31 protein-coding genes are annotated in these 23,549 nt (G+C 67.6%); 9 read left to right on the plus strand and 22 right to left on the minus strand.

Annotated elements, in window-relative coordinates:
• From ABZX92_RS31905 to ABZX92_RS31915, 3 genes are all read right to left on the minus strand, one after another.
• Positions 1–498: PHP domain-containing protein (locus tag ABZX92_RS31905; RefSeq protein WP_355567517.1), on the minus strand; the 498-nt coding region annotated here is incomplete at its 3' end.
• A 36-nt stretch (positions 499–534) separates the two neighbouring features.
• A complete protein-coding gene (locus ABZX92_RS31910) occupies positions 535–1,095 on the minus strand; it encodes a PH domain-containing protein (RefSeq protein ID WP_045314770.1) in 561 nt (186 codons plus the stop codon).
• Between the two features lie 66 nt (positions 1,096–1,161).
• Complete coding sequence (locus ABZX92_RS31915; protein ID WP_167971300.1) at positions 1,162–1,320, minus strand: hypothetical protein; 159 nt, start codon at positions 1,318–1,320, stop codon at positions 1,162–1,164.
• Positions 1,321–1,456: 136 nt separating this feature from the next.
• On the opposite strand from ABZX92_RS31915, the gene ABZX92_RS31920 reads away from it, so the two are divergent.
• Positions 1,457–1,876 (plus strand): NUDIX domain-containing protein, encoded by a 420-nt coding sequence (locus ABZX92_RS31920; RefSeq protein ID WP_355567520.1) that lies wholly within the window; start codon positions 1,457–1,459, stop codon positions 1,874–1,876.
• Positions 1,877–1,903: 27 nt separating this feature from the next.
• Here the strand turns inward: ABZX92_RS31920 and ABZX92_RS31925 are convergent, their stop codons facing one another.
• Together ABZX92_RS31925 and ABZX92_RS31930 are read right to left on the minus strand one after the other, a co-directional pair.
• On the minus strand, positions 1,904–2,899 hold the full coding sequence (locus tag ABZX92_RS31925) for a DUF2332 domain-containing protein (RefSeq protein WP_355567523.1): 996 nt from the start codon (positions 2,897–2,899) through the stop codon (positions 1,904–1,906).
• Between the two features lies 1 nt (position 2,900).
• Positions 2,901–3,404, minus strand: coding sequence for a MaoC family dehydratase (locus tag ABZX92_RS31930; protein WP_112271026.1), 504 nt, complete (start codon positions 3,402–3,404; stop codon positions 2,901–2,903).
• A 287-nt stretch (positions 3,405–3,691) separates the two neighbouring features.
• On the opposite strand from ABZX92_RS31930, the gene corA reads away from it, so the two are divergent.
• Together corA and ABZX92_RS31940 are read left to right on the plus strand one after the other, a co-directional pair.
• Positions 3,692–4,762, plus strand: a complete 1,071-nt coding sequence (gene corA, locus ABZX92_RS31935; protein WP_355567526.1) for a magnesium/cobalt transporter CorA — start codon at positions 3,692–3,694, stop codon at positions 4,760–4,762.
• Between the two features lie 140 nt (positions 4,763–4,902).
• Positions 4,903–5,280, plus strand: coding sequence for a hypothetical protein (locus ABZX92_RS31940; protein WP_355567529.1), 378 nt, complete (start codon positions 4,903–4,905; stop codon positions 5,278–5,280).
• Here the strand turns inward: ABZX92_RS31940 and ABZX92_RS31945 are convergent.
• Positions 5,264–6,355: a DUF2332 domain-containing protein gene (locus ABZX92_RS31945; RefSeq protein WP_355567532.1), complete on the minus strand. Its 1,092-nt coding sequence runs from the start codon at positions 6,353–6,355 to the stop codon at positions 5,264–5,266. The two genes, ABZX92_RS31940 and ABZX92_RS31945, sit on opposite strands and share 17 nt — an antisense overlap.
• A 65-nt stretch (positions 6,356–6,420) precedes the next feature.
• Between ABZX92_RS31945 and ABZX92_RS31950 the strand changes: the two genes are divergently transcribed.
• The 3 genes from ABZX92_RS31950 to ABZX92_RS31960 all read left to right on the plus strand — a co-directional run bounded on the left by ABZX92_RS31950 (position 6,421) and on the right by ABZX92_RS31960 (position 8,761).
• Positions 6,421–7,092, plus strand: coding sequence for a metallophosphoesterase (locus ABZX92_RS31950; RefSeq protein ID WP_355567535.1), 672 nt, complete (start codon positions 6,421–6,423; stop codon positions 7,090–7,092).
• A complete protein-coding gene (locus ABZX92_RS31955) occupies positions 7,082–7,948 on the plus strand; it encodes a chromosome partitioning protein ParB (protein ID WP_355567538.1) in 867 nt (288 codons plus the stop codon). The genes ABZX92_RS31950 and ABZX92_RS31955 overlap by 11 nt, the downstream gene beginning before the upstream one ends.
• Positions 7,949–8,284: 336 nt before the next feature.
• Positions 8,285–8,761 (plus strand): GNAT family N-acetyltransferase, encoded by a 477-nt coding sequence (locus ABZX92_RS31960; RefSeq protein ID WP_355567541.1) that lies wholly within the window; start codon positions 8,285–8,287, stop codon positions 8,759–8,761.
• Here the strand turns inward: ABZX92_RS31960 and ABZX92_RS31965 are convergent.
• The 4 genes from ABZX92_RS31965 to ABZX92_RS31980 all read right to left on the minus strand — a co-directional run bounded on the left by ABZX92_RS31965 (position 8,754) and on the right by ABZX92_RS31980 (position 11,688).
• Positions 8,754–9,029 (minus strand): hypothetical protein, encoded by a 276-nt coding sequence (locus ABZX92_RS31965; RefSeq protein WP_355567544.1) that lies wholly within the window; start codon positions 9,027–9,029, stop codon positions 8,754–8,756. The two genes, ABZX92_RS31960 and ABZX92_RS31965, sit on opposite strands and share 8 nt — an antisense overlap.
• Positions 9,026–10,021, minus strand: a complete 996-nt coding sequence (locus tag ABZX92_RS31970) for a hypothetical protein (RefSeq protein ID WP_355567547.1) — start codon at positions 10,019–10,021, stop codon at positions 9,026–9,028. The genes ABZX92_RS31965 and ABZX92_RS31970 overlap by 4 nt, the downstream gene beginning before the upstream one ends.
• Before the next feature lie 90 nt (positions 10,022–10,111).
• Complete coding sequence (locus tag ABZX92_RS31975) at positions 10,112–10,663, minus strand: SMI1/KNR4 family protein (protein ID WP_355567549.1); 552 nt, start codon at positions 10,661–10,663, stop codon at positions 10,112–10,114.
• A complete protein-coding gene (locus ABZX92_RS31980; RefSeq protein WP_355567552.1) occupies positions 10,651–11,688 on the minus strand; it encodes an SMI1/KNR4 family protein in 1,038 nt (345 codons plus the stop codon). The genes ABZX92_RS31975 and ABZX92_RS31980 overlap by 13 nt, the downstream gene beginning before the upstream one ends.
• 46 nt (positions 11,689–11,734) lie before the next feature.
• On the opposite strand from ABZX92_RS31980, the gene ABZX92_RS31985 reads away from it, so the two are divergent.
• Together ABZX92_RS31985 and ABZX92_RS31990 are read left to right on the plus strand one after the other, a co-directional pair.
• Positions 11,735–12,049 (plus strand): metalloregulator ArsR/SmtB family transcription factor, encoded by a 315-nt coding sequence (locus tag ABZX92_RS31985; RefSeq protein ID WP_355567555.1) that lies wholly within the window; start codon positions 11,735–11,737, stop codon positions 12,047–12,049.
• Entirely contained in the window at positions 12,046–12,546 is a 501-nt protein-coding gene (locus ABZX92_RS31990; protein WP_355567558.1) for an SRPBCC domain-containing protein, read from the plus strand. The genes ABZX92_RS31985 and ABZX92_RS31990 overlap by 4 nt, the downstream gene beginning before the upstream one ends.
• Positions 12,547–12,626: 80 nt before the next feature.
• Here the strand turns inward: ABZX92_RS31990 and ABZX92_RS31995 are convergent, their stop codons facing one another.
• The 11 genes from ABZX92_RS31995 to ABZX92_RS32045 form a co-directional block, all read right to left on the minus strand.
• A complete protein-coding gene (locus tag ABZX92_RS31995; RefSeq protein WP_355567561.1) occupies positions 12,627–13,514 on the minus strand; it encodes an SDR family oxidoreductase in 888 nt (295 codons plus the stop codon).
• A 272-nt stretch (positions 13,515–13,786) separates the two neighbouring features.
• On the minus strand, positions 13,787–14,971 hold the full coding sequence (gene ugpC / locus ABZX92_RS32000; RefSeq protein WP_355567564.1) for a sn-glycerol-3-phosphate ABC transporter ATP-binding protein UgpC: 1,185 nt from the start codon (positions 14,969–14,971) through the stop codon (positions 13,787–13,789).
• An 8-nt stretch (positions 14,972–14,979) separates the two neighbouring features.
• Positions 14,980–15,825, minus strand: a complete 846-nt coding sequence (locus ABZX92_RS32005; protein WP_086663060.1) for a carbohydrate ABC transporter permease — start codon at positions 15,823–15,825, stop codon at positions 14,980–14,982.
• Positions 15,825–16,709 carry a sugar ABC transporter permease gene (locus tag ABZX92_RS32010; protein ID WP_355567612.1) on the minus strand — a complete coding sequence of 295 codons (885 nt, stop codon included), beginning with the start codon at positions 16,707–16,709 and terminating at the stop codon, positions 15,825–15,827. Before ABZX92_RS32010 ends, ABZX92_RS32005 begins: the two co-directional genes overlap by 1 nt.
• Before the next feature lie 68 nt (positions 16,710–16,777).
• Positions 16,778–18,031: an ABC transporter substrate-binding protein gene (locus ABZX92_RS32015; protein WP_355567567.1), complete on the minus strand. Its 1,254-nt coding sequence runs from the start codon at positions 18,029–18,031 to the stop codon at positions 16,778–16,780.
• 169 nt (positions 18,032–18,200) lie between these two features.
• Positions 18,201–18,761 (minus strand): general stress protein, encoded by a 561-nt coding sequence (locus ABZX92_RS32020; RefSeq protein WP_355567570.1) that lies wholly within the window; start codon positions 18,759–18,761, stop codon positions 18,201–18,203.
• Positions 18,762–18,825: 64 nt separating this feature from the next.
• Positions 18,826–19,551 carry a LamG domain-containing protein gene (locus ABZX92_RS32025; RefSeq protein WP_355567573.1) on the minus strand — a complete coding sequence of 242 codons (726 nt, stop codon included), beginning with the start codon at positions 19,549–19,551 and terminating at the stop codon, positions 18,826–18,828.
• Positions 19,552–19,600: 49 nt separating this feature from the next.
• Positions 19,601–20,197 (minus strand): hypothetical protein, encoded by a 597-nt coding sequence (locus tag ABZX92_RS32030; RefSeq protein WP_355567576.1) that lies wholly within the window; start codon positions 20,195–20,197, stop codon positions 19,601–19,603.
• Between the two features lie 37 nt (positions 20,198–20,234).
• Positions 20,235–20,546, minus strand: a complete 312-nt coding sequence (locus tag ABZX92_RS32035) for a hypothetical protein (RefSeq protein ID WP_355567579.1) — start codon at positions 20,544–20,546, stop codon at positions 20,235–20,237.
• Between the two features lie 15 nt (positions 20,547–20,561).
• On the minus strand, positions 20,562–21,383 hold the full coding sequence (locus ABZX92_RS32040) for a hypothetical protein (RefSeq protein ID WP_355567582.1): 822 nt from the start codon (positions 21,381–21,383) through the stop codon (positions 20,562–20,564).
• Between the two features lie 80 nt (positions 21,384–21,463).
• Positions 21,464–22,660 (minus strand): acyl-CoA dehydrogenase family protein, encoded by a 1,197-nt coding sequence (locus ABZX92_RS32045; protein ID WP_355567584.1) that lies wholly within the window; start codon positions 22,658–22,660, stop codon positions 21,464–21,466.
• Between the two features lie 200 nt (positions 22,661–22,860).
• Here ABZX92_RS32045 and ABZX92_RS32050 point away from each other — a divergent pair, with 200 nt between their 5' ends.
• Positions 22,861–23,244, plus strand: coding sequence for a DUF4190 domain-containing protein (locus tag ABZX92_RS32050; protein WP_355567587.1), 384 nt, complete (start codon positions 22,861–22,863; stop codon positions 23,242–23,244).
• An 8-nt stretch (positions 23,245–23,252) separates the two neighbouring features.
• Here ABZX92_RS32050 and ABZX92_RS32055 read toward each other — a convergent pair whose 3' ends face one another.
• Entirely contained in the window at positions 23,253–23,429 is a 177-nt protein-coding gene (locus tag ABZX92_RS32055) for a hypothetical protein (protein ID WP_355567589.1), read from the minus strand.
• Positions 23,430–23,549 lie beyond the last annotated feature (120 nt).

Here is a 23,549-nt window from a genome sequence, read left to right on the forward strand (position 1 = left end):
ATAACGCCCGCCGGTCAGGTAGGTCGCGAAGGCCTCGTCGACGGACGTCACCACCCCGGCGCGGATCAACGCCTGCGCGAGGTGCGGCCGCCCCGCCGGTGCGTCGAACGGCAGCCGCGTCATCAGCTCGACCGGGTCGATCGGGAAGCCGTCGGCCTGCATCATCTCGGCCATCTTCTGCAGCCGTTCGCGCCGCTCGGAGCGCAACCGGGACTGCTCGACCATCAACGCCGCGTGCGTCGGGTCGTACAGATAAGCCAGCAGGTGCACGGTGATGGTGCGGCCACGGCCGTCCGGGCACGCGCAGGAGAGTTCGGCACCGCGCACGAGCCGCAGGCCAGGAGGCAGTGCGGCAGCCGCCTCGGCCCATCCGGCCGCGGTGTCGTGGTCGGTGATCGCCACCGCGTCGAGTCCGGCTAGCGCCGCCGCCCTCACCAGTTCAGCAGGGCTGTCGGTGCCGTCGGACTCGGACGAATGGGTGTGCAGATCGATGACCACGTCGTCCAGTGTGGACGACGCCCCTGTGTGGCCCGGCTACGGGACCATCTTCTTGCCTCGCGCGGCCCGCTGCGCCTTGATCATCGAGAACCGCTCGGCCTGCGCCTTCTTGTCACCGAAGGTCAGCTCCGAGATGGCGTCGTACACCTCTTCGGGGTCCGGCAGGAACTCCAGGCGGTTCAGCGCCTGGATCTGACCGGCCGACTCCACGATCAGCGTGCCGTAGCCGAGCATGCGCCCGCCCACGGTCCGCTCATAGGTGAGGTCGGTGACCTTGCTGATGGGCATCATCGCGACCTTGGTCTCGAAGACGCCCGATGTCAGCATGAACCGCTTGTCGGTGACGACGATGCGCTCGACCCACCACTCGATGATGAAGTAGGCGAGCCGCAGCAGCACGAGCAGCCCGCCGTACCACAGCACGTTCTGGATCACGCCCGCGTTCGACGGGAGCAGGTACGAGATCATCATGAAGCCGGCGAGCAGTGCCGCGGCTTCGAGCACGTCCCAGATCAGGTAGGACCAGTGCCTGCGCACCCGGATGACCCGACGCTCGCTCGACAGCAGGTAGTCGTCTGGATCACGTGGTGCGAACATGCGCTACCAGCCCTTCCCGGTACCAGCCAGTGCCCTGTCCCTGCCCACCCGTCAACGCCGGGTGAACTAGAACAATTGTCGCACGAAGGTGATCAGGGCCTCAGCCGCAGTTCGCAGCGAGTTGAGGATGTTGGTGACCAGCTGGGCGGCTTGCTGTGGCTCCGCGATCAGGAAGAACAGCAGCAAGGCGATTCCGGCGAAAGTGAGGATCTTCTTCAGGTTCACGGTGTCCACCCCGTCCGCGTTCCGCACCCGTTTGGCGCCGTTCGTGACCGTTGTACAGCACGATTCAGCGCCTTGGGAGATTTGTACCGCAGCCGGGGTAGTGGGCTGCACCGCCATCAAGGGGTGACTACGCTTCGTGATCGTGACGGTCGGCAGTGAGCACACGATCCGTTGTGTCGGAGCGGTCGTGCATGACTCGAACGGGCGACTACTGCTCGTGCGACGTGCCAATCCGCCTGGTGAGGGCCTGTGGTCAATACCAGGGGGACGCGTGGAGCCGAACGAGGCGGACGAGGCGGCCGTGACTAGGGAAGTCGCCGAGGAAACGGGACTCTCCGTTACCGTTGGCCGCCTCGTCGGCAGCGTCGAACGAGCGGCCCCGAACGGGGTTTATTTGATCTTCGACTACGAATGCCAGGTCACGTCGGGTGTGCTCCGAGCGGGCGACGACGCATCGGATGTCACTTGGGCGGACAGTGCGACCTTGGCCACACTTCCGACCACGGACGGCCTCCTGCAAGCGCTTTCCGACTGGAACTGCCTGCCCAGGGCCTGATCAGGGTTCACGCGATCGAGGAACCGCTCAACGCCAAACAAGACGTTGCCCGTGGGCCTCGGTGGTCGCCAGAGTGGTCGTCTCCACGCCCGCGTCACTCACACGGACAAGCCGCAGCTCACCGCCCTCGTGAGCGGCCCACCAGGCAGGCCGTCCCAAAGCAGTCAAAGCGGGCACGAGGTCGAGCCCCGAGCCGCTGGTGATGACGACGAGCGGGGCGTCGATCCCCTCGACCGCCTTGGCGAGGTCCGCGACCGGGTCGCCGGTCACCAACCGTGGCGGGTTCTTGCGCAGCACCCCGCACGCGACGCCGAACAGCCGCAGCCGCTCCGGCTGGTCCGCCCACACACACGCCTCAAGCCACGCGTAGGCGTCCTCGTCGGTCAGATCCGCGGGTGCCACGCCGATGCCGGCCTTCGCGGCCACCTTCACCGTCTTGGGCAGCTTCGGCAGCACCGCGCCCGGCGCCAGTTCCAGCGCGCAGTGCAGACCCAGCGCGGCCTTGGCGGGCCCGGCGACGAGCTGGCCTGCCTCCTGCGTCTGGTAGCGGTACGAGTACTGGTCGAGCCCGAGCAGCAGGCCCGCGGTCGTCGCGGCCTCCACGAGCCCGATCGGCCCGCCCGCCTGCTTCGCCGCGGCCACCACGGCCGGGTAGAGCAGAGCGGCGCGCCGGACCTCGTTGGCCTGGATCACGTGCGAGCCGACCAGCTTGCGCACCCGCTCGGCCCGTTCCAGCAGGAAGTCCCGGAACAACGGCCAGGTGCTTTCATCCGCGCCGTAGGTCCCGCCGAGCGACGGGTAGTAGTTCGACAGCTGGTGGAACGGTTCGGCCTGCACGAGCCGATGTGCCGCCGCCAGCAGGAGCTCGCCCGTGGCGTTCTCCTCACTGGCGGCGGTCAGCAGATCGGCGATCTCCGGATCCGCGGCAGCACGCGACGCGAGGTGCTCGTAGAGCGGCGAAATTCCTGCTGCCTGTTCCGCGAACTCCCGCAAACGTTGCTGTGCCAGGTCCAGAGTCGTCACTTCACTCCTTCGGTTCGGGGCGCCCCGGCTGCTCGCCACCACGAGCATCACCGTAGGACTTCTTCGGCACCATGACCTTGCGGCGGAAGATGCACACCACGGTGCCGTCCTGCTTGTAACCGCGAGTCTCCACGTAGACCACGCCCCTGTCGTCCTTCGACTTGGACGGCGTCTTGTCGAGCACCTCGGTCTCGCCGTAGATCGTGTCACCGTGGAACGTCGGCTTCACGTGCCGCAGCGACTCGATCTCCAGGTTGGCGATCGCCTTGCCGGAGACGTCGGGCACGGACATGCCCAGCAGCAACGAGTAGATGTAGTTGCCGACCACGACGTTCTTCTTGAAGTCGGTCGTGTTCTCCGCGTAGTTCACATCCATGTGGAGCGGGTGGTGATTCATCGTGAGCAGGCAGAACAGGTGGTCGTCGTACTCGGTGACCGTCTTGCCCGGCCAGTGCTTGTAGACCGCTCCGACCTCGAACTCCTCGTAGTACCGACCGAACTGCACCGCGCCTCCAACTACGTGTGATCGAGATCTGTCTCGGGTGGGGAGACAGTCTTCACACGGAGGGAGTACCCTCGGCAACCGGTGTGTGAGGATTTCCACCACCAGTGACTTCGCCCCGAGGAGGTGAGGACCCCTAAATGAGCAAGGACCCCCACCCTGCCAGTACCAAGCGCGTCCTCACCGAGGTGGCCGGCTAGATCGTTCTAGTTCGCTGAGTTTCCCGGTCGTGGGACGCCCGTCGTGCTTTTCGCGCACTCGAACGACGTGTGGCCCTGGAGGAACTCACCATGCCCAGCTTGCCCTCGATCCGCGGACGCGGCGCCCAGCAGCGCCCCGCGCCGCACATCTCCGTGCCGTTGTCGCACTACGTGGTCGACTGCGCGGTCTACATCGACGGCAAGCGCTTGCCCGGCCGCTGGACGCACATCGACGCCGTCAAGGAAGTGCGCAAGCGCAAGGACGGTTTCGTCTGGATCGGCCTGCACGAGCCCGACGCCGAGCAGATCGAGGGCATCGCGGACACGTTCGGCCTGCACGAGCTCGCGGTGGAGGACGCGGTGCACGCGCACCAGCGCCCGAAGCTGGAGCGATACGACAACACGCTCTTCATGGTCTTCAAGACCGTCCGCTACGTGACGAACGAGTCCCCCGACACCGCCAACGAGATCGTCGAGTCCGGCGAGATCATGGTGTTCCTGGGCAAGGACTTCGTCATCACGGTGCGGCACGGCAACCACTCGGGCCTGTCCAAGCTGCGCCACGAGATGGAGGACGACCCGGAGCGCCTGGAGATCGGCCCCGCCGCGGTGCTGCACGCCATCGCGGACCACGTGGTCGACAACTACCTCGAAGTGACCGACCACATCGAGGACGACATCGACCGCATGGAAGAGCGCGTCTTCGCGCCGCGCACCGAGGTGAGCGCGGAGCAGATCTACATGTTCAAGCGCGAGGTCGTGGAACTGCGCCGCGCGGTCATGCCGCTCGCGAACCCGTTGCGCCGCCTGGCAGAGGGCTACACGCCGCTCATCCCCGAGCAGGTGCGGGCGTTCTTCCGGGACGTCGACGACCACCTCACCGAGGTCTCCGAGCGCGTCACGGCGTTCGACGAGCTGCTGACCACGCTGGTCGACGCGGTGCTCGCGAAGATCACGCTGCAGCAGAACACCGACATGCGCAAGATCACCGCCTGGGTCGCGATCATCTCCGTGCCCACCATGGCCGTCGGCGTGTACGGCATGAACTTCGACTACATGCCAGAGCTGAAGTGGAAGTTCGGCTATCCCCTGGTGATGTCGCTCGTCCTCATCGCCTGCCTCACCCTCTACCGAATATTGCGCCGAAATCGCTGGCTGTAACTCCCGATTTCGCTCGCTTTGCTCGTGGTAGAAGGGCTCTGTCATGACCAGGTTGCTGACCAACGTCCGGTTCTGGATGCTCGCGTTCCTGCTCTGCTGGATCACCACGGTGTTCGTGCTGATCAGCGGAACGCCCTGACGTGTACAAGCGGCTGACGAACCTCAGGTTCTGGCTGCTGGTGTTCCCGGCCGGCTGGCTCGCGATGGTGTTCGTGTGCATCGCGGCGTGGCCGGATCCGGGTGCGCCGACTCCGGACGAGCTGGCTGCCGGCGTCACGAACGCCTTGCGGGCACACGACTTCCACAAGCTGCAGCCGTTGCTCGCGGTCGGCGGCGAGGACGTGGCGCGCTCGACCGTCGAGCAGTTCTCCGCGGCGGACGTGGACCGCGGCCTCTACCGCGACGGCGCTGTCGTCGTGGAGTTCACCCGCGCTGGTTCGCACGGCGACTTCAGGTTGCCCGTCGAGGAACGCGACGGGCGCTTCGTGGTGAACCCGGTCGTCATTCCCAAGGGGTGACGTTCCAGGTGAACGGCGCGCCGTGGCCGCTGCCGTACCCGAGGTTGAGCGAGAGTCCGGCCGGCCAGAGCTTGAGCAGCAGCTCGAACCGGTAGCCCTCCTCCGCGTCGTCCGAGCGGCGCGACTCGAACACCAGCAGTGCCAACGGTGTCGTGGGCGTCGCCTTCGCGGCGGCGTCGGCCAGCACGGCCCGGCCCATCGCCCGGTCGGCGGGCGAGACGTACTGCCACACCACGGAATGCCAGACGACGGTGAGCACGTCTCGTTCGACGCGGGCGAGCTGTTTGGCGAGCCATTCCGGGCCTGCTGATCGGTCCACCTTCACCGGGTCGGTCGCGGCGAGGTCCAGTGCGCCGCGGAGGCGGTTCAACCGGTCGACCTGGTCCGCCCAGACGAACGAGCTGAGGTGCAGCCGTCCATCCTCTGTGGACACGTCGACCGGGGTGAGGTCGCAGCCCGCCCTGCCGACGACGCGCAGCCGGTGGCTCAGGTCGGCGGGAGGTCTGCCGGTCCACTGCGGGTCGAACACGAGCAGGCTGTCCGGGTCGCCGAGCACGGTGCCGTCGTCGAGCCGGTAGCCGACGTGGTGCGGACGCAGGTTGAGCCCGCCGCTCGCGCCGACCTCCAGCAGCCGCACGCAGAACGGCACGGTGCGGCCGGCGGCCTTCGCGGCTTCCTGCGCGGCGACCATCAGTCCGCCGTAGAGGGGCGCGCTGCGCGCGGGCTCGTTGGTCTGCACCGTCGTGGCGCTGATCCGCTGCCTGAGCAGGTCGGTGTGCGCGTTGAGAGCGGGCAGCGCGTCTTCCCACAGCGTCTCGAGGTCGGGCCGGCCTCCGACGGACGGGTAGTGCTTCGCCAGCCCCGGCGCACGGCCTTCGAGCACGAGCCGGTGCACGGCGCCCGCGAACCGCAGACCGGGCATCGTGCCGTCCCGGTCGCGCTGGGGGCCCGCCATGATCCTGGTGGTGACGCCGCCTCTTCTCAGGTCTTCGGCAGCGTCCTCGATGAGTCGTCTGGTCAGCGGACTGCGGTCGCGGGGCGCCTCCGCGTCCGCGGCGAACAGCTCGGCAAGCACCCCGTTGACGCTAGTGGGCGCACTGTCCCGCGTCATCCGGGGAAAGCTTGATTACGCTCGCTTTCATGCCTCGGGTCCTGGCAGTCGCAGACGAAGTGGTCGAACAGCTGTGGACTGATCAGGTGCATCAGCACTCAGATGTCGACCTGATCGTCGCGGCGGGCGACCTGCCGTTCGACTACCTGGAGCACCTGGCCAACGCGCTGGACAAGCCACTGGTGTTCGTCCCGGGCAACCACGACGTCGATCTGTCCGGCTACTCGAACGTGCGCGGCTTGTGGACCAAGGCGGGCGTCCCGGTGCGCTGGCCAGGTCCAACCGGTGCGGTGAACGCGGACGAACGCGTGGTCGACGTCGCCGGCCTGCGCATCGCCGGTCTCGGTGGTTCGATCCGCTACAACAAGGGCCCGAACCAGTGGACGGAACGGCAGCAGGCGCGCCGCGCCCGCCGGGTGTCCCGGCTGGCGGGCTGGCGCAGGCTGCGGGACGGACGTGGCGTGGACGTGCTGCTGACCCACTCGCCCCCGCTCGGCTGCGGCGACGAACCGGACGCGCCGCACCGGGGGTTCTCGTGCATTTCCTCCCTGGTCTCGCGGTTGCAGCCGTCGTTCCTGCTGCACGGCCACATCCACCCGCACGGCGTCGTCAGGCCAGACCGCGTGCTGGACTCCACGCGCGTGGTGAACGTGGTTCCTTGGAAGGTGCTGGACATCTCGGGGGTTCGCGATGAGACGTGACACCGGTTTTCCCGTGGCCGACGCGGAGAGCGACTTCCTGCGGGTCAGACGCCGCCAGGTGATGTCGCGGCTGGCTGCCTGGCTGCGCCGCGAGCCAGACGACGTGAACATCATGCTGCCGTTCCACGAGGTCGTGGAGGCCCTCGGCATGGTGTCCGAGAAGCGCCTCGGCCTGCAAACCATCCGGCTGGACTCGATCGTGGGCAGCGTCGACCGCACCCGCGACTTCGACCGCCGCTTCCGGCCCACCTCCGGCCGGGTCCGCGAGAGGTGGCAACGGCTGGCGCTGGCCGCCCGGCGCGGTGAGAGCGTGCCGCCGATCGAGGTGTACCGGATCGGTGAGCTGCACTTCATCATCGACGGCCACCACCGGGTCTCGGTGGCGCACGCGCTGGGCCTGTCGACGATCGACGCGTACGTGACCCAGGTGATCACTCGGGTCAACGCCTCCGGGATCCGGTACCGCGGCGACCTGATCGTGAAGGACTACCGGCGCCTGTTCCTGGAGCGCGTGCCGCTGAGCGGCGAGGCCCGCGCGGCCGTGGTCCTGTCGGATCCCTGGGACTACGCCGAGCTCGGCGAGCACGTCGAGGCCTGGGGCTTCCGCCTGATGCAGGACTCGGGCTCCTTCCTGGACCGGGGCGAGGTCGCGCGCCGCTGGTACGCCGACGAGTACCAGCCGGTCGTGGCGATGCTGCGGCAGGCGGACATGATCGGCGACCGGACCGAGACCGAGGCCTACATGTGGGTGGCGGCGGAGCGCTACCGCCTGATCCGCACGCACCGCTGGGACGCCGAGGTGATCAACGCGGTGCGCGAGGAAACTCAGTCGCACCCCCGAGGACACCGCGGTTAGCGCCTCTTTCGCACCTCGTTCGCGACACGAACGGGTGAAGCTCCCCACCCGCCCTGGAACAGGCCGACGCCGTGTGGCGCGGCTTGCGTCATGGAGAGCCATGGCAGGAGAGCTCTCAGCGGGCAACGTGCCCGTATGCACAACTAGTCGATGTCCGGAAACCATGGTCATCTTCGCCGCGCACACCTCAGCTGACCTCGGTTCGAACCAGTCGACGGACAGGTCGAGGTGAGGCTCTCGTTGCCGCGGCGGAACACTCCGGCTGACGGTCCCGACGGCCGAACCCAGCCGCAAACTCGCTCGCACACCCGAGGCCACCGCGGTTAGCGTGCGCCGGTGACTGATCTTGTTACCGAACGCCTGATCCTGCGCCCGTGGGACGCCTCCGACGTCAAAGCCGTCGTGGAGGGCTCGCGCCGCCCGTCGTGGGCAGCCGACTTCCCAGCCGAGGGTGACGGCGTGATCGCCGGCCTCGTGGAGTCGAACCCCGCGTGGCTGTCGCCGTTCGGGCACCGCCTGATCATCGAGCGGGCCACGTCTGAAGTTGTGGGATCTCTCGGCCTGTTCTGGCCTCCTTCCGACGGTCAGGTCGAGATCGGGTACGGCGTGGTGCCGTCGCGCCAGGGACGCGGTTATGCCTCTGAGGCCACCGCGGCGCTGACCGAGTTCGCGCTGTCGCTCGACGACGTCGACACCGTGCACGCAGGCGTCGAGCCGTCCAACCCGGCGTCGGCCCGTGTGCTGGAGAAGGCGGGCTTTCGCCAGTACGACAACACCGAAGAGCTGATCAGCTACCGGCGCACCGTCAGCTGACCGGACCGAACTCGCGGTCGAGCACGGCCGGCCAGCTGCCGTGCTCGAGACCGGTGCCCATGAGCACGTCACGCCAGTCGAGCGCGCTCAGCTCCGCGGCCTGCCACAACCTGGCGACACTGCCCTCGGCCATCAGCACGATGGCGGCGTGGACGCGTTCAACGTCCTGGCCACCGGTCTCGGCCAGAGCCAGGGCGTCCAGAGCCTCGGACGCGTGCTCACCGAAGTCCCTGGCGATCCGAGCGGCAACCCGTTCGGAGACTCTCACCTCGGCACCACCCGCGGGCCGTCCGGAGCGTCCGGCAGCGGCCGCGCCTGGTCCAGCACCTCGTCCGTGTACTTGTCGAGCAACCGAGTGCCGATCTGTTGTGCGTAACCGAAGATGACCGCCCACAGCAGCAGCGCAGCGGCCGACGGTATCCCGATCAGCCCGCTCGTGACACCGGCTCCCAGTGCCAGGATCCCGACCACCGCCAGTGCCGCACCGAGCATGATCTTGATCAGAGCCTGGTAGCCGATCATCACGTACGGCGAGAGCGATGGCCGGCGGCGCAAGAGCAGCACCACCGCGGCGAGCACCGCCCCGAACGAGCCGAGCACCTGCACCAGCCACACGTCCACGGCGGTCGCCTTCGCCGTGCCTCCTGGGCAGACCGTCGGCAGCGCGTTCTCCTTGGGGTCGACACAAAGCGGGATGATCCCGGGCTTCACGATGCCCACCACGCCCAGCACCGTGTTGATCACGAACAGCACCAGCGACGCCGCGATCAGCTTGTTGCGCAACGCTCTCGACCCCGCGTGGGCGAAGTCCGAGTTGTCGTAAGCGGCCCGCAACGCGTCGACCACGATCGCCCGCTCCACCGCGGGCGTGAACTCCCCTGGCCGCAACGCTTCCAGGGCCCGGCGCCGCGGATCGTCCTCGTCCAGGTACTGCGCCACCCGAGCCTGCAACCCCGGCAGCCGCCCCATGAACCCGCGCTCGGCCGAGATCGTCGCCACCTCGGCCTCGTGCAGCGCGCGCCAGGCTCGTTCGATGTGCCACCCCGACCACCACGACGGCACCGTGCTCCACCACGGCTCCCGTTCGCTGAGCATCGCGTCCACCACCGCCGCCTGCTCCACCGCCGTGCGCCGCCACACATCGCCCTCGGGATCGACGGGATCGGGCGGCCCGAGCGCAGCCAGATCCGCGCGCACCCGGTCCAACCGGGACTGCACGACGAGTCGCCAGTCGGTGACTCTGGGTTTGCGCTCGGCCATGTCCCGATGGTGACAGGCGGGTCTGACAATTTCCGCAGCCATCCGTGTGACGTGCGAAAACGTCACCCGAACACCTCAGCGGGTGATCGACTAGTCCGCCGGCCAGAACGTGGCCGCCTCCGCCAGTTCGTCCTTGTCGAACTTGTACAGGCCCTTCACCCTCAGCCGCCCGCTCAGCCACTCCAGCACCGTCTCGGCAAGCGATCCGGACAGCGGCGGCCCCTGCTCGTGGTTGCGCGGCGTCAGGATCAACGGCCACTCGTCGGGCGAGCCCACCGTGAGCCAGCCGATCCCGTCACCGTCGATCGAGTCACCGAACGGCAGGTAGCCGCCCGGCTCCGGCCAGAGCGGCAACGGGTGGTACTCCGGGAACCGCTCCTTCGCGGCCCGTTCGGAATCGAGCACCAGCGCCGACCGCTCCGCCAGGCCGAACTCGTCCGGATCCAGCGGCGCCCACAGCCGCAACCAGCCCGACCACGCGCCGCCGCCGTAGGTCTCCATCAACGCCACGTAGTCCGCAGGCAAACGAGTGCCCAACTCGCCGTACAGCCACTCCCACGTCCGTCCACCGAGGAACGGCTTCACCGGCGGCGCAACGAGGTCACGCAGAGCAGAGAGCCCGGAGTCCGTCACGAGCACCACGACCTGAACTCCGCGTGGTCAAGCGGATCGTCGTACTTCCCGAACCGGCACAGCCCAGGCGTCACCAACCGCCCTCGCAGCCACTCCAGCACCGTGTCGGCGAGCGCACCGGGCAACGGCGGCCCCTGATCGGCATGCCGCGGCGCGAAGATCAACGGCCACTCGTCCGGCTCACCGGACGTGAGCCACCCGAACTGGTCGCCGTCGATCGAGTCACCGAACGGCAGGAACCCACCGGGCTCCGGCCACAACGGCAACGGGTGGTACTCGGGGAACTCCGCCCGCAGCTCCCGATTGGCGTCGAGCGCGCCCTCTGAGCAGTCCAGCAGCCCGTGCGGATCCAACGGCGGCCACAACCGCAACCACCCCGCGAACTCCCCACCGCCGTAGCACTCCATCAGCGCCACGTAGTCCGCAGGCAGACGCGTGCCCAACTCGCCGAACAACCACTCCCACGTCCGTCCACCGAGGTGCGGCTCGCCGGGCGGGACCAGGTCGCGCAACGCCGAAAGCCCAGTCCCTTCAACGAGTGCGCGCTTGCGGGCAGCCGAGGCGTCGACAGGCACAGGCGGCGTCCACGGACCGGCCTTGGGCAGGAACGCCGTGCGCACCCCCGTCGCGGGCAGCACCCCCAACGCCGGCAACGCCTTGGTCACCACCGTTTCCAGCAGCTCGGACAACGACATGCCGTAGTCGTGCCAGCCCGTGTCGTGGTCGAAGCACACCACCGGCCACTGATCGGGCTCGCCGGTGGAGCTGTCCCAGAACAGGTAGCCGCCACCGCGGGTCGCGCCCCAGGGCACCAGGTGCGGCGGAGCGTCGGCGACGGAGCGCGTCTGCTTGACCCACTCGCCCCAGTTGAAACGTCCAGCCTGGACGCACGGCACGTGCAGCCAGACGAACTCACCGATGTCGAGCGGCCCGTGCTCGGACGCGAGTGCCTTGTAGTCAGAGGGCAAAGAGGTTCCGAGCCATGCCTCGACGGCGTCCCAGTCGACCGGAACAGGCTCCCCAGTGAACTTCACGACGGCATCAAATCACATACGCTTGCGCTTATATACGCTTGTAGTTATGCTCAGCGCCGTGGACGTCTTCGAAGCCGTCGCCGAACCCAACCGCCGCCACCTGCTCGGCCTGCTCGCCGAACGCGACCGAACCGCGGGCGAGCTGGTCGACAGCCTGCCGACCCTCACCCAGCCCGCCGTGTCCCGGCACCTCCGGGTCCTCAGAGAAGTGGGCCTGGTCGAGGTGAGACCAGACGGCCAGCGCCGCATCTACGCGCTCAAACCCGATGGCCTGCAACGCATCGACGACTGGATCACCCCGTACCGCCGCTTCTGGCGCGACCACCTCGCCGCCCTGCACCAGCACCTGGAGAACCGATGAACGACCTCGGCACCGTGTCCCTGAACGGCGACCACGCCACCCTCACCTTCGAACGCAGGCTGCCGTTCCCCATCGACCGCGTCTGGGCCGCCATCACCGACCCCGCAGAGCGCACGCTGTGGTTCGGCGCCACGCACATCCAGGACGACCAGATCGTCATCGAGCCCGACGACCCGCCCGCACCACCGGAGGCCAAGCGCGTCACCGGCCGCATCCTCGCCTGGCAGCCGCCGACGAACGGCCACGCGGTCTTCGAACACGAGTGGCGGCAACGAATCGTGGAGGACAGCGTGGTCCGCTACGAGCTCAGGACCGACGGCGACGCCACCCTGCTGACGTTCACCCATCGCGGACTGTCCGAACGCAACGCCCTCGGCTTCGTCCCCGGCACGCACGCCTTCCTCGACCGGCTGCGGGCGCACCTCGACGAGGAAGAACTGCCGGGGTGGAGCGAGCGCTACGCCGAGGTGGCACCGTCCTACCCGGCGTGGAAGTGAACGCTCACACTCGATGAGCACCCGCCTTGGACAGAAGTGTGGCCACCTGAGGTTCAAGTGGCCACACTTCTGTCCAACGATCAGGCGGTCTGCGGAGGCTCCACCAGCGCACGGAGCCGGGGAGGCATCCTCTTCTCCAACCCGTACGGTTCGAGGTGGGCCTGCAGCACGCCCGTGAACGCCCGCTCCACCGAAGCGGTGTCCCAGTTGTCGCTCTCCAGGATCGGCTGCTTGAAGTACGGCTGCCCCACGATGTGCAGCTGGCGGCCGTTGCAGCGGATGACCTGGCCGGTGATGCCCTCGGCGCGGTCCGAGAGCAGGAACAGCACGAGCGGCGCCACCTTGCCCGGCGTCCGGTCGGCCGGAATGGCGCGCAGGGAGCGTTCCGACTTCCACACCATCCGCGTGTGCGCGACCGGGCAGACGGCGTTCACGCGGATGCCTTCCGACTCCAGGTCGAGCGCCCACGAGTAGCTCAGCGAGGCCACCGCGCCCTTGGTCGCCGAATAGGTGGCGAGTTTGCGCTGACCGAAGGAGGCGCCGGACGAAATGTTGATGATGGAGCCGCCACCGTTGGCCCGCATCGCCCGCATCGCCGCGATTCCGACGTAGATGACGCCGAGGACGTTCACCTCGACGACGTGCTTGATCGTCTCGGGGTCGTCTTCCCACGGCGCGGTCTCGTAGTTCAGACCCGCGTTGTTCACGAGCCCGTCGACGCGGCCGAATTCGTCGACGCACAGGTCGACGATCTTGGCCGCCTCGCTCGGGTCGGCCACCGTGTGGCTCGAGGCCACGGCGCGGCCTCCGTAGCCGCGGATGTGCTCCGCGACCTGTTCGGCCAGGTCACCGTCGTTGTCGTTGACCACCACCGATGCACCCGCGAGGGCAGCGTGCATCGCGTAGGCCTCGCCCAAGCCGCGACCCGCCCCCGTGATGACGACCGCTTTACCGTCCAGGATCCCCATTGCACGCTCTCTTTCATCACTCGGCGGCGGTTCCCCGGAACCCCCCTGTGGTCCTGTACCCGCCTTCGACAAGCGTGCGGACCAACCGAAGCGACGCAGAACATGTTTCGTTGAGACGTCGCTGCCGAGCGCCCAATGGCGAACCGAGTTCTGCCCGGCAGATGGCCCGGACTAATCGGCCCCACGGAGCACAGGTCTTTAGCCCTAACCCGATCGAGTGAAAAGAGAAGCCGCCTTCCCCGTGCGGGGAAGGCGGCCGTCAAAACGAGAATTCACCGTTCCGTGTAAGTCAGGTTCCTGCCGCTGGACGGGTCGAAGAGCTGCACCTTGTCCGCGTCGAACCAGATGTCCGCCGACGCGCCCTCGGAAGCGCCCGACGCCGACGACAGCCGCGTCACGAGCGAGATGCCGTCACCCGGCACGTCGTCCGATCCCGCGTCCGCCGCCAGCTCCTGGAGCTCCGCCGACGCCGCCTGCTCGCCGGTGAGGTTGAAGTAGGCGTACTTGTCCGAGCCCATCGACTCCAGCACGTCCACCTGCGCGGTGAACTTGCCGCCCGACGACAGCGCCGCCGCGTCGACCAGTGCCGCGTCCTCGAAGTGCTCAGGGCGGACGCCCATGATCACCTCGCGGGGTGCGTCGGCACCCTCCACCAGCTGCCGCACCCGGTCCGTGAGCGTCACGTCGCCCAGGACCGACCGCAGCGCGCCGTTCTCCAGCGACGCCGGCACGAAGTTCATCGACGGCGAGCCGATGAAGCCCGCGACGAAGAGGTTGGCCGGGTGGTCGTAGAGGAACTGCGGTGCGCCGATCTGCTGCACGACCCCGCCGCGCATGACCACGACCCGGTCGCCGAGGGTCATCGCCTCGGTCTGGTCGTGCGTCACGTAGACGGTGGTCGTGCCGAGCTGCTTCTGCAGGCGCGACACCGAGGTGCGCATCTGCACGCGCAGCTTGGCGTCCAAGTTGGACAGTGGTTCGTCCATGAGGAACGCCTTGGGGTTGCGCACGATCGCGCGGCCCATCGCCACGCGCTGCCGCTGACCACCGGACAGGTTGGACGGTTTGCGCTCAAGGTGTTGCGTCAGGTCCAGGATCTCGGCGGCCTCACGCACCTTGCGCTCGACCGTCGCGTTGTCGACCTTGGCCAGCCGCAACGGGAAGGCCATGTTCTCCTTCACCGTCATGTGCGGGTAGAGCGCGTAGGACTGGAACACCATCGCGATGTCGCGGTCCTTCGGCGCCCGCTCGTTGACGCGCTGCCCGCCGATGCGCAGCTCGCCCTCGGTGATGTCCTCCAGGCCCGCGATCATGTTGAGCGTGGTGGACTTCCCGCAGCCGGACGGCCCGACCAGGATGATGAACTCGCCGTCGGCGATTTCGAGGTTGACCTCCTGCACGGCCAGTGCGCCGTCGGGATACCGCTTGGTCACCTTGTCCAGAACGATCTCTGCCATTGGTCAACTCACCCCTTGACGGCGCCGGAGGTCAGGCCGGCGACGATCCGGCGCTGGAAGAACAACACGAAGAGGATGATCGGGATGGTGATCACGACGGCCGCCGCCGCGATCGACCCGGCCGGGTCCTCGAACTGCGAACTGCCGGTGAAGAACGACAGCGCGACCGGCACCGTCCGCGACTGCTCGGTCGAGGTGAGCGAGATCGCGAACAGGAAGTCGTTCCAGCAGAAGATGAACACCAGGATCGCCGTCGTGAACACACCCGGCGCGGCCAGCGGCGCGATGACGCGACGGAACGCCTGCCCCGGCGTCGCACCGTCCATCTTCGCCGCCTTCTCGAGCTCCCAGGGGATCTCGCGGAAGAACGCCGACAGGGTGTAGATCGCGAGCGGCAGCGCAAACGTGATGTAGGGCAGGATCAGGCCGGGCCACGTGTCGAAGAGCCCCATCGAGCGCTCGATCTCGAACAACGGGGACACCAGCGAGACCTGCGGGAACATCGCGATCAGCAGCGAGACGCCCACCAGCAGGTTCTTGCCGGGGAAGTCCAGCCTGGCGATGGCGTAGGCGGCCATCGTGCCGAACACCACGGCGATCGCGGTCGCGATGATCGCGATGCCGATGGAGTTGATCAGCGCCCGCGTGAACTCCGACGTCGAGAAGATGTTCTGGTAGTTCTCCAGACTCCACTCGCGCGGGATGAAGTTGCCGTCCGCCAGCGTCTTCGACGACTTGAACGACAGCGACAGGATCCACAGCACCGGGAACAGCGCGTAGATCACGACGACCGCGTTGAGCACGCCCCAGCCCCACTTCTTGGCCGGGGTGTCCGCTCCTCCGATGCCCGCCATCAGCGCTTCCCTCCGTCGTCACTGCCGGGGGCAGCGGTGCCGAAGAGCTTGATGAACACGAACGCGATGATCGCGACCATGATGAAGATCAGCACGGACATCGTGGATCCGATACCGAGGTTCAAGCCCTTGATGAGGTTGTTGTAGGTCAGCATCGACACCGACGACGTGCCCTGCGAGCCCGCGGTGAGCACGAAGAGGTTGTCGAAGATGCGGAACGCGTCGAGCGTGCGGAAGAGCAGTGCCACCAGGATCGCCGGCTTCATGATCGGCACGGTGATCCTGATGAACCGCTGCCACGCGCTCGCGCCGTCCATCGCGGCGGCCTTGAGCAGGTCGTCCGGCACCAGCGCCAGACCCGCCATCAGCAGCAGGGCCATGAACGGCGTGGTCTTCCAGATCTCCGCGAGACCCACGACCAGCAGCGCCGGGATCTTCTCCGTGAGCACCGGCTCACCGCCGAGCGCCTCCGAGAGGTAGCCGGTGCCGGGCGTCCAGGCGAAGCGCCAGGAGAACGCGGCCACGACCGTGACGATGCCGTACGGGATCAGCGTCGTCGTGCGGACGATGCCCCGGCCGACCAGCGCGCGGTGCATGATCAGCGCGAGCGCCATGCCCAGCACCAGCTCGACGGCGACCGTGACGACGGTCAGCAACACCGTCACCCACACCGCGTTCCACCAGTACGGGCTGCTGAGCACCGTGACGTAGTTGTCGAACCAGATCCACTCGGTGCGGTTCGGGAACTTCAGGTCGAACCGCTGCATGGACAGCAGCAACGAGTAGAGGATCGGCCAGCCGGTCACCGCGACCATGGTGATCGCGGCGGGTGCGCAGAGCAGCCAGCCGAGCTTGCGCTCGGCCTTCTTGCCCTCGCTCAGCACCGGCTTCTTCTTGGACGCGACGGGTTTCGGTGCCGCTGACGGCGCAGCGTCCTCTGTGACCGCGTGACTCACGGCAACACCCCCTTGGAGTCGAGAGCGTCCTGCAGTTCCTTGCGCAGCCTGTCCGCCGTCGCCTGCGGGTCGATGCTCGCGGGCGGCGACAGGATCGTGGAGATGACGGTCGACGCGTTCTGGTACGCGGGCGTGCGCGGCCGCACACTCGCGTTCTTGAGCGTTTCCTTGATGTCGTCCTTCATCGGGTACGCCTTGGCCATCTCGGGGTCGTCGTAGACGGCCTCGATGGTCGGCGGCACACCGTCCTTGAGCGCGGCGAGCTTCTGGTTTTCCGCGCTGCGCAAGCACAACACGGCGTCGAACGACTCGGCCGCGTGCGTGGTGTAGTTGCTGACCGCGTAGTTGATCCCGCCGACGGTGACCTTCGCCTGCTCACCGCTGACCGTGGGGTACGGCGCCCACTTGAAGTTCTTCGCGAAGTCCGGCTTCTTCTGCGCCGCCGCGTAGACGTACGGCCAGTTGAGCTCGAACGCCGCGCTGCCGCCCTCCATCGCCAGCCGCGCGTTGTCCTCGGCCGCATTGGAGAACGACGGGTCGATCGCCTTCGACGTGGCGAGCTTCTTCAACGCCGCCAACGCTTCCACGGCCTTGGCGTCGACGACGGCCTTGGTGCCGGTCTCGTCGATGATGGTGCCGCCACTGGAGTTGACGAGGGTGTTGTACAGCACGACGAGCCCTTCGTACTGCTTGCCCTGTCCCACGATCCGGCCGGGCTTCCCCTCCGCCACCAGTGCCTCGGCCATCGAGATCATCTCGTCCCACGTCTTCGGCGGCGTCGGCACGAGATCAGAGCGGTACCACAGCAGCTGGACGTTCGTGTTGTCCGGCGCCGCGTAGAGCTTGTTGTCGTAGGTCGCCGTCTCCAGCGGCGTCTTCAACGTGCCGTTCTCCACCTGGGACTTGACCGACCCGGTGAACTCCTTGAGCCACCCGGCCTCCGCGAGCTCGGCCGTCCACGTGACGTCGAGCCCGAGCACGTCCATGCTGTCGTCTTCCGCCGCGAGTCTGCGCACCATCTGCTCGCGCTGACCGTCCGCTTCACGCGGCAGCTTGTTGTAGACGATGTGATAACGCCCGCCGGCCTTCGCGTTGCAGTTGTCGACGACGGCCTGGAAGTTCTCCTGCGGATACTTGTAGACGTTGACGGTGATGCCCTGGTCGCCCGACCCGCACGCCGTGAGTGTTCCTGCCGCGAGCACCGCGGCCCCCACTCCGGCGGCAAGTCGATAGCGCCGTGTCGCACCCATCGGCCCTGCCTCCTTCCCGACTACACGGAGGAGCCAGACCCGCCTGCGCCCGGCACCTCGTCGTGCCACCGGCCGCACCGGGCGGACCGGTCAACCGAACCTAGGCCCGGTGATCAGGAGCCGCAACCAAAGGAAGCAACGATTCAGAACCAATGGATGTCTGTGCGTCTCAATTGCTCGGGTTCACCGGCCGCATCGCGAGCTTCGCGAGCAGGTCACGGCCCTTTTCGGCCGATTTCGGGTGGCAGAGCACGTCATACCTGCCCGCGACGAGTTGACTCGCGCTCTGGAAGTCCCGCTTGCCCCGCGCCGACCCGTACCCGACGGCCGCGAACACCAGTCCGAAGAACACACCGGTGATCAAACCGGTCAGCACCGGGCCGACGGTCACGCCGGGTTCCGGGCTGAAGAGGGTGAGCAGCAGGCCGACGAACAGACCGAACCACGCCCCGCTCGCCGCACCGGTCATGAGCACCCGGCTCCAGGTGAGCTTGCCGGTGATCCGCTCCACCAGCATGAGGTCGACGCCGACGATCATGACGTCCTGCACGGGGAAGTCCTCGACCGCCAGGTGGTCGACCGCACGCTGCGCCTCCTCGTACGTGGCGTACGAGCCGATCGGCCACCCCGTCGGCGGAGTGGGCAGGCGGGGCGGGACGCCGGGCCGGTTCGGGTTGGCGAACGGACTCGTCACAGGGACCACCTCTGTCGGACGCGCTGATCGTTCCATCCTGCCAGTGCCCGGTGCGGCGTGCTGAGACGCCTGCGGGTGTTTTGCCGGGATCAGCTCGTCGTCAGCGCTCGCCGAGGTAGAGCTGGAACACCTCGTCGTGGGTGAACACCCGGTCGTAGAACCGCACCTGGTCGACCGAGCCGGGGAAGGAGGCCGTGACAGCACCCGCCTTGTGCCCCGCCCCGACGGTGAAGGTGCCGGTGCCGCTCCACTGGTTGACGACCCTGCCCTCGCCGACGAGGTTGCCGTGGGCGTAAAGCAGCGTCTGGTGCTCCTCCGCGTTGTACACACCCACCAGGTGTGTCCACTCGCCCGCTTCCGACAGCTCCGCGGACACGGCCGTCTTGGTGATCGGCGCCTGGTCGGTGTCCGCCTCGGCCATCTCGAAGAACCAGTTGCCGAGCAGGTCCCGGCTCTTCGCGTAGCCGAGCGAGAAGCGGCTGCTCCGCTCGCCGTCTCCGCTCACGGCGGTGAACTTGCACGTCCGCGTGGCGCACTTCGCGGGCAGGTAGACCCACGCCGACACGGTGAAACTGCGGCCGGCGTCGACCACGAGCGGAGCGGACACCGTGCCGCCGTTGAAGCTGAGGCCACTGCCGGACTTGCCCGGCCCGAACACGACGTCGCCCGCCAGCGTGCCGGTCGCACCCGTCACCGCGTCGACGGTGGTGGTGCCGGACGCCTCGTCGAACCGCCAGTCGCTCGCCAGCGGCGCGTCGGCCTGAACAGCGCCCGCCGTCAGGCACAGCGTCATGACGGCAGCCGTCATCGCCAGAACTGCACGCATCTGATTCCCCCAGGTAGAACGGTCAGATCGCGACTCTAAATCAACTTCGTCATCCGGGGAACGCCAATTCGAAGCGGTGTGCAAAGGCCCGGTAGGAGCGTGCGTACACGTCCGTCTTGTCGGCCACCCGCTCGCGTTCCTTCTTCAGCACCTCGCCGGCCGCGCCCGCGTTGCCGTTGAGCACGTGGATGATCGACAGCTTTCGCGCCCGCTCGAAGTCCAGCAACGACTCCGGCTTCGCGACGAGCTCTTTCGCCAGCGTGTCCCACTTCGCGTGCTTGTCGATGTAGGGCTTGCCGTGCTTCAGAAACTCGGCCACCAGCGACGCGGCGACGGGAGCGTGGTCGCTGCCGGGCTCGAACGTCCAGCGCCACACCGGTTTGTCGCCCATCAGGGCACCGAGCGGGGTCGAGACGAGCGGAGTTGTGGCCGTGACGCCGAGAGCGCGGCACACGTCGTCGTAGCGGCGGAAGCAGACGCCGACCAGCGGGGTGACGTCGAGGCAGCCCGCCGTGCCGAACCCCAGCCATCCGGACACGCCCTCGCCGCGGTCCTGCAGCCAGACGTGGCCTCGGCGGACGAAGCCCGTTGGGCGCAGGGCCGTGTCCACGGCGACGAGCACGTCGGTTTTGGGGGAAGGCCTCACCGAGGACAGAGTGCCAGGGCGGGCGCGATCCCGCTTGTCAGCGCAGCAGGGGCAGCAGGTCGGCGGCGAGGCGCCGGACTTCGGCCCACTGCGGGGAGGTGGCCAGGGAGTCGGTGTGCCACACCGGACCTGGGCCGCTCATGGCGTCGAGCAGCGCGTCGATGCGTCCGGTCAACGCCGCGGCGGCGGGCTCGTCAGGGCAGAGGTGCTTCACGTCGTCGAACTCCAAGGCCAGCTCGTCCGCGGACGGGGCCGTGCCGATCGACTTCAGGTACGCCAGCTGCTCTTCGGCGGGCGCGGCCAGCCAGCTCACCGCCTCGCGGAGGCCGGTCGTCGGAAGCTCGTGCATGAATCCCCCAGAAACTCAGTGCAGCACCGGCGCCAGGAACTTCGCCAGCGCCTCCACCGCCTCCGAGGGTACGCCGTCGAGATGTTCGGTGAGCTGCAGCAGAAGCCGTCCGCCGCCCAGGTCGGACACCGAGAAGCACGGCGCCGACGAGCAGACCTGTTGCACACCACCCAAAGCAGCGACTTGACGGGGGCCGAGCAACGTGGCCCAGTGCGGACCGCGCGACAGTTCCGCGGCCATGAAAAGGGATTCGTCCAGGCCGACGCCCACGGACACCTCGTGTGCGGTGCGCACACCGGTCCGGTCCAGCGTGATCCAGCCGCCCGCCGCGCGCACCAGCGTCGCGCCCGAACGGAACGCGGAGAGCCATTGTTGTTGCACGACATGGGAAATCCAGCCGCCGAACAGCGAACGGGACGCCACCACGACGACCTGGTGCGGGAAGGCGGGATCGTCCTTCAGCAACACTTCCGCGCTCCAGCCGCCGTCGACCAGCGGCATGCCCTGGGAGTCGAGCTGGACGAGTTGCACGCGCAGGAACGACGGCAGGTCCGACAGTGCGGCGGACCACGAAGAACGGGTGAACTCACCCGAAGAGAGCAGCAGGCGGGCGTAACCCGGTGGGCCCCAAGGAGTTGTATCGGATGGCCGGTAGTCGCGCGCCACCGACACGAGCTCCTCCACCGAGGCAGGGCAGAGGGGTGCCAGGAGGTCGGTGAACAGGGCCCCGAACCAGGTGGCCAGCGAAGAACGGTCGACGTCGAGAAACGTGTCCAGCTCCAGGCGGACGACGTGCGGCGGCGACACAGGTCTCGGAAGCGTCAGATCTGTGCTCAAAGTGAGCGAACCCTATGGCTCCCAGACAGAAATCGTTAGGGGCCACTCTCGTGAAAGAATGACCCCTAACGGAGGAACGTCTAGCCGCGGGACTGGTAGTCGCGCAGCAGGCCGCGGGAGATGATCGTCTTCTGGATCTCCGAGGTGCCCTCGCCGATCAGCAGGAACGGGGCCTCGCGCATCAGGCGCTCGATCTCGTACTCCTTCGAGTAGCCGTAGCCGCCGTGGATGCGGAACGACTCCTGCGTCACCTCGGCGCAGTACTCGGACGCGAGGAGCTTGGCCATGCCGGCCTCGACGTCGTTGCGCTGGCCGGAGTCCTTCAGCCGCGCCGCGTTCACCATCATCAGGTGCGCGGCCTCGACCTTGGTCGCCATCTCGGCGAGCTTGAAAGCGATGGCCTGGTGCTCCGCGATGGCCTTGCCGAACGTCCTGCGCTGCTGGGAGTACTCGATCGCGAGCTCGAAGGCGCGGATCGCGATGCCGCACGCGCGGGCGGCCACGTTCACGCGGCCCACCTCGACGCCGTCCATCATGTGCCGGAAGCCCTGGCCGGACACGCCGCCCAGGATCTGGTCCGCGGCGATCTCGAAGCCGTCGAACACCATCTCGGTGGTGTCGACGCCCTTGTAGCCCATCTTGTCGATCTTGCCCGGGATCGTGAGGCCCGGCAGCACCTCGCCGTACCCCTCGGGCTTCTCCACCAGGAACGTCGTGAGGTTCTGGTGCGCCTTCTCGGCGCCCTCGTCCGTCTTCACGAGAACGGCGGTCAGGTTCGACGTGCCACCGTTCGTCAGCCACATCTTCTGGCCGTTGATCGTGTATCCCGACTCGCCCTTGACCGCCCGCGTGCGAATCGCGGCGACGTCAGAGCCCAGCTCCGGCTCCGACATGGAGAACGAGCCGCGCACCTCGCCCGCGGCCATGCGCGGCAGGTACTTCTGCTTCTGCTCCGGCGTGCCGTGCTGCTTGAGCATGTGCGCCACGATGAAGTGCGTGTTGATGACACCGGAGACGCTCATCCAGCCGCGCGCGATCTGCTCGACGACGAGCGCGTAGGTCAGCAGGGACTCGCCGAGGCCGCCGTACTCCTCCGGGATCGTCAGGCCGAAGAGGCCCATCTCCTTCATGCCCTCGACGATGTCGGCGGGGTACGTGTCGCCGTGCTCCAGCGTCTGGGCGTGCGGAATGATCTCCTTGTCCACGAACGTGCGAACGGTCGCGAGGATTTCTTCCTGGATGTCCGTGAGACCCGCGGTCTGGGCGAGGCGCGCCATCGCACTTCCCTTCCAAGGCTTTGGTTACCGGCGAGTATGGACCGGTTAACGCCCGTTTGCGACCGGGGTGTGCTCTCCGCAACACAGTCCCGCCACCTGTACCGAGACAGCATCCCGAACCACGGCAATCACGCACCCACACGGCGCGAATCGGAAAGCCGCCCCTTAAGATCCCTGCGCACTCGCACATTGGGGGATCAATGACGTACGACCCGTACAACCAGGACCCGAAGGGCCAGCCCTACGGACAGCCGTACGGACAACAGCCCTATGGCCAGCCTCAATACGGTCAGCAGCCCTACGGTCCGCAGTACGGCTACGGCTATCCGCCGCCCAAGCCACTCGACACCCAGACCGCCATGATCGCGATGATCGCGTCGATCGCGGGCATCCTGTGCTGCGCCGGTTGGATCGTGGGAATCGTGATGGGGCACGTCGCCCTGTCGAAGATCAAGCGGGGCGAGGCGACCGGCAAGGGGATGGCGATCGCCGCGTTGTGCATCGGCTACGGCTTCATCGTGCTCTTGGTGCTGCTCTACTCGCTGGGCATCGGCGCGGCACTGCTGGAGAACGCGAACCGCTGAACCACCGGTCAGCTCGCGAGGGCGATCTCCAGCGCGCCACCGCAGTGGCGGCAGACGTCGGCGAACACGTGAACGTCGGCATCGCATCCCGGGCAGCTGCGGAAGCTGCGCTCGAGCAGGTCGTCCTCGCGGCGCTTGAAGAGCCCCAGCCGTCTGCTCGCCTTACCGTTACTCGAACGTGACATGCCCACGAGCATGCACCCCACCCCGGGGCACATCGCAAACTCCTGTCACTGATTGTGCGCCACTTCACCCGTTTTGAACGCAACCTGTGACGGTCGAACACGTCCAGTAATAGTTCGGGT

This window comes from Lentzea sp. NPDC006480 (assembly GCF_040611995.1).
Lineage (GTDB): Bacteria > Actinomycetota > Actinomycetes > Mycobacteriales > Pseudonocardiaceae > Lentzea.

What these genes read in the sequence shown, in the direction of transcription:
- ABZX92_RS31910 (WP_045314770.1), bottom strand. Translation starts at nt 1,095, where the DNA reads ATGTTCGCACCACGTGATCCAGACGACTACCTGCTGTCGAGCGAGCGT.
- corA (WP_355567526.1), top strand. Translation starts at nt 3,692, where the DNA reads ATGCCCAGCTTGCCCTCGATCCGCGGACGCGGCGCCCAGCAGCGCCCC.
- ABZX92_RS31950 (WP_355567535.1), top strand. Translation starts at nt 6,421, where the DNA reads ATGCCTCGGGTCCTGGCAGTCGCAGACGAAGTGGTCGAACAGCTGTGG.
- ABZX92_RS31955 (WP_355567538.1), top strand. Translation starts at nt 7,082, where the DNA reads ATGAGACGTGACACCGGTTTTCCCGTGGCCGACGCGGAGAGCGACTTC.
- ABZX92_RS31970 (WP_355567547.1), bottom strand. Translation starts at nt 10,021, where the DNA reads ATGGCCGAGCGCAAACCCAGAGTCACCGACTGGCGACTCGTCGTGCAG.
- ABZX92_RS31985 (WP_355567555.1), top strand. Translation starts at nt 11,735, where the DNA reads ATGCTCAGCGCCGTGGACGTCTTCGAAGCCGTCGCCGAACCCAACCGC.
- ABZX92_RS31990 (WP_355567558.1), top strand. Translation starts at nt 12,046, where the DNA reads ATGAACGACCTCGGCACCGTGTCCCTGAACGGCGACCACGCCACCCTC.
- ABZX92_RS31995 (WP_355567561.1), bottom strand. Translation starts at nt 13,514, where the DNA reads ATGGGGATCCTGGACGGTAAAGCGGTCGTCATCACGGGGGCGGGTCGC.
- ugpC (WP_355567564.1), bottom strand. Translation starts at nt 14,971, where the DNA reads ATGGCAGAGATCGTTCTGGACAAGGTGACCAAGCGGTATCCCGACGGC.
- ABZX92_RS32005 (WP_086663060.1), bottom strand. Translation starts at nt 15,825, where the DNA reads ATGGCGGGCATCGGAGGAGCGGACACCCCGGCCAAGAAGTGGGGCTGG.
- ABZX92_RS32015 (WP_355567567.1), bottom strand. Translation starts at nt 18,031, where the DNA reads ATGGGTGCGACACGGCGCTATCGACTTGCCGCCGGAGTGGGGGCCGCG.
- ABZX92_RS32020 (WP_355567570.1), bottom strand. Translation starts at nt 18,761, where the DNA reads ATGGAACGATCAGCGCGTCCGACAGAGGTGGTCCCTGTGACGAGTCCG.
- ABZX92_RS32025 (WP_355567573.1), bottom strand. Translation starts at nt 19,551, where the DNA reads ATGCGTGCAGTTCTGGCGATGACGGCTGCCGTCATGACGCTGTGCCTG.
- ABZX92_RS32035 (WP_355567579.1), bottom strand. Translation starts at nt 20,546, where the DNA reads ATGCACGAGCTTCCGACGACCGGCCTCCGCGAGGCGGTGAGCTGGCTG.
- ABZX92_RS32045 (WP_355567584.1), bottom strand. Translation starts at nt 22,660, where the DNA reads ATGGCGCGCCTCGCCCAGACCGCGGGTCTCACGGACATCCAGGAAGAA.
- ABZX92_RS32050 (WP_355567587.1), top strand. Translation starts at nt 22,861, where the DNA reads ATGACGTACGACCCGTACAACCAGGACCCGAAGGGCCAGCCCTACGGA.
- ABZX92_RS32055 (WP_355567589.1), bottom strand. Translation starts at nt 23,429, where the DNA reads ATGTCACGTTCGAGTAACGGTAAGGCGAGCAGACGGCTGGGGCTCTTC.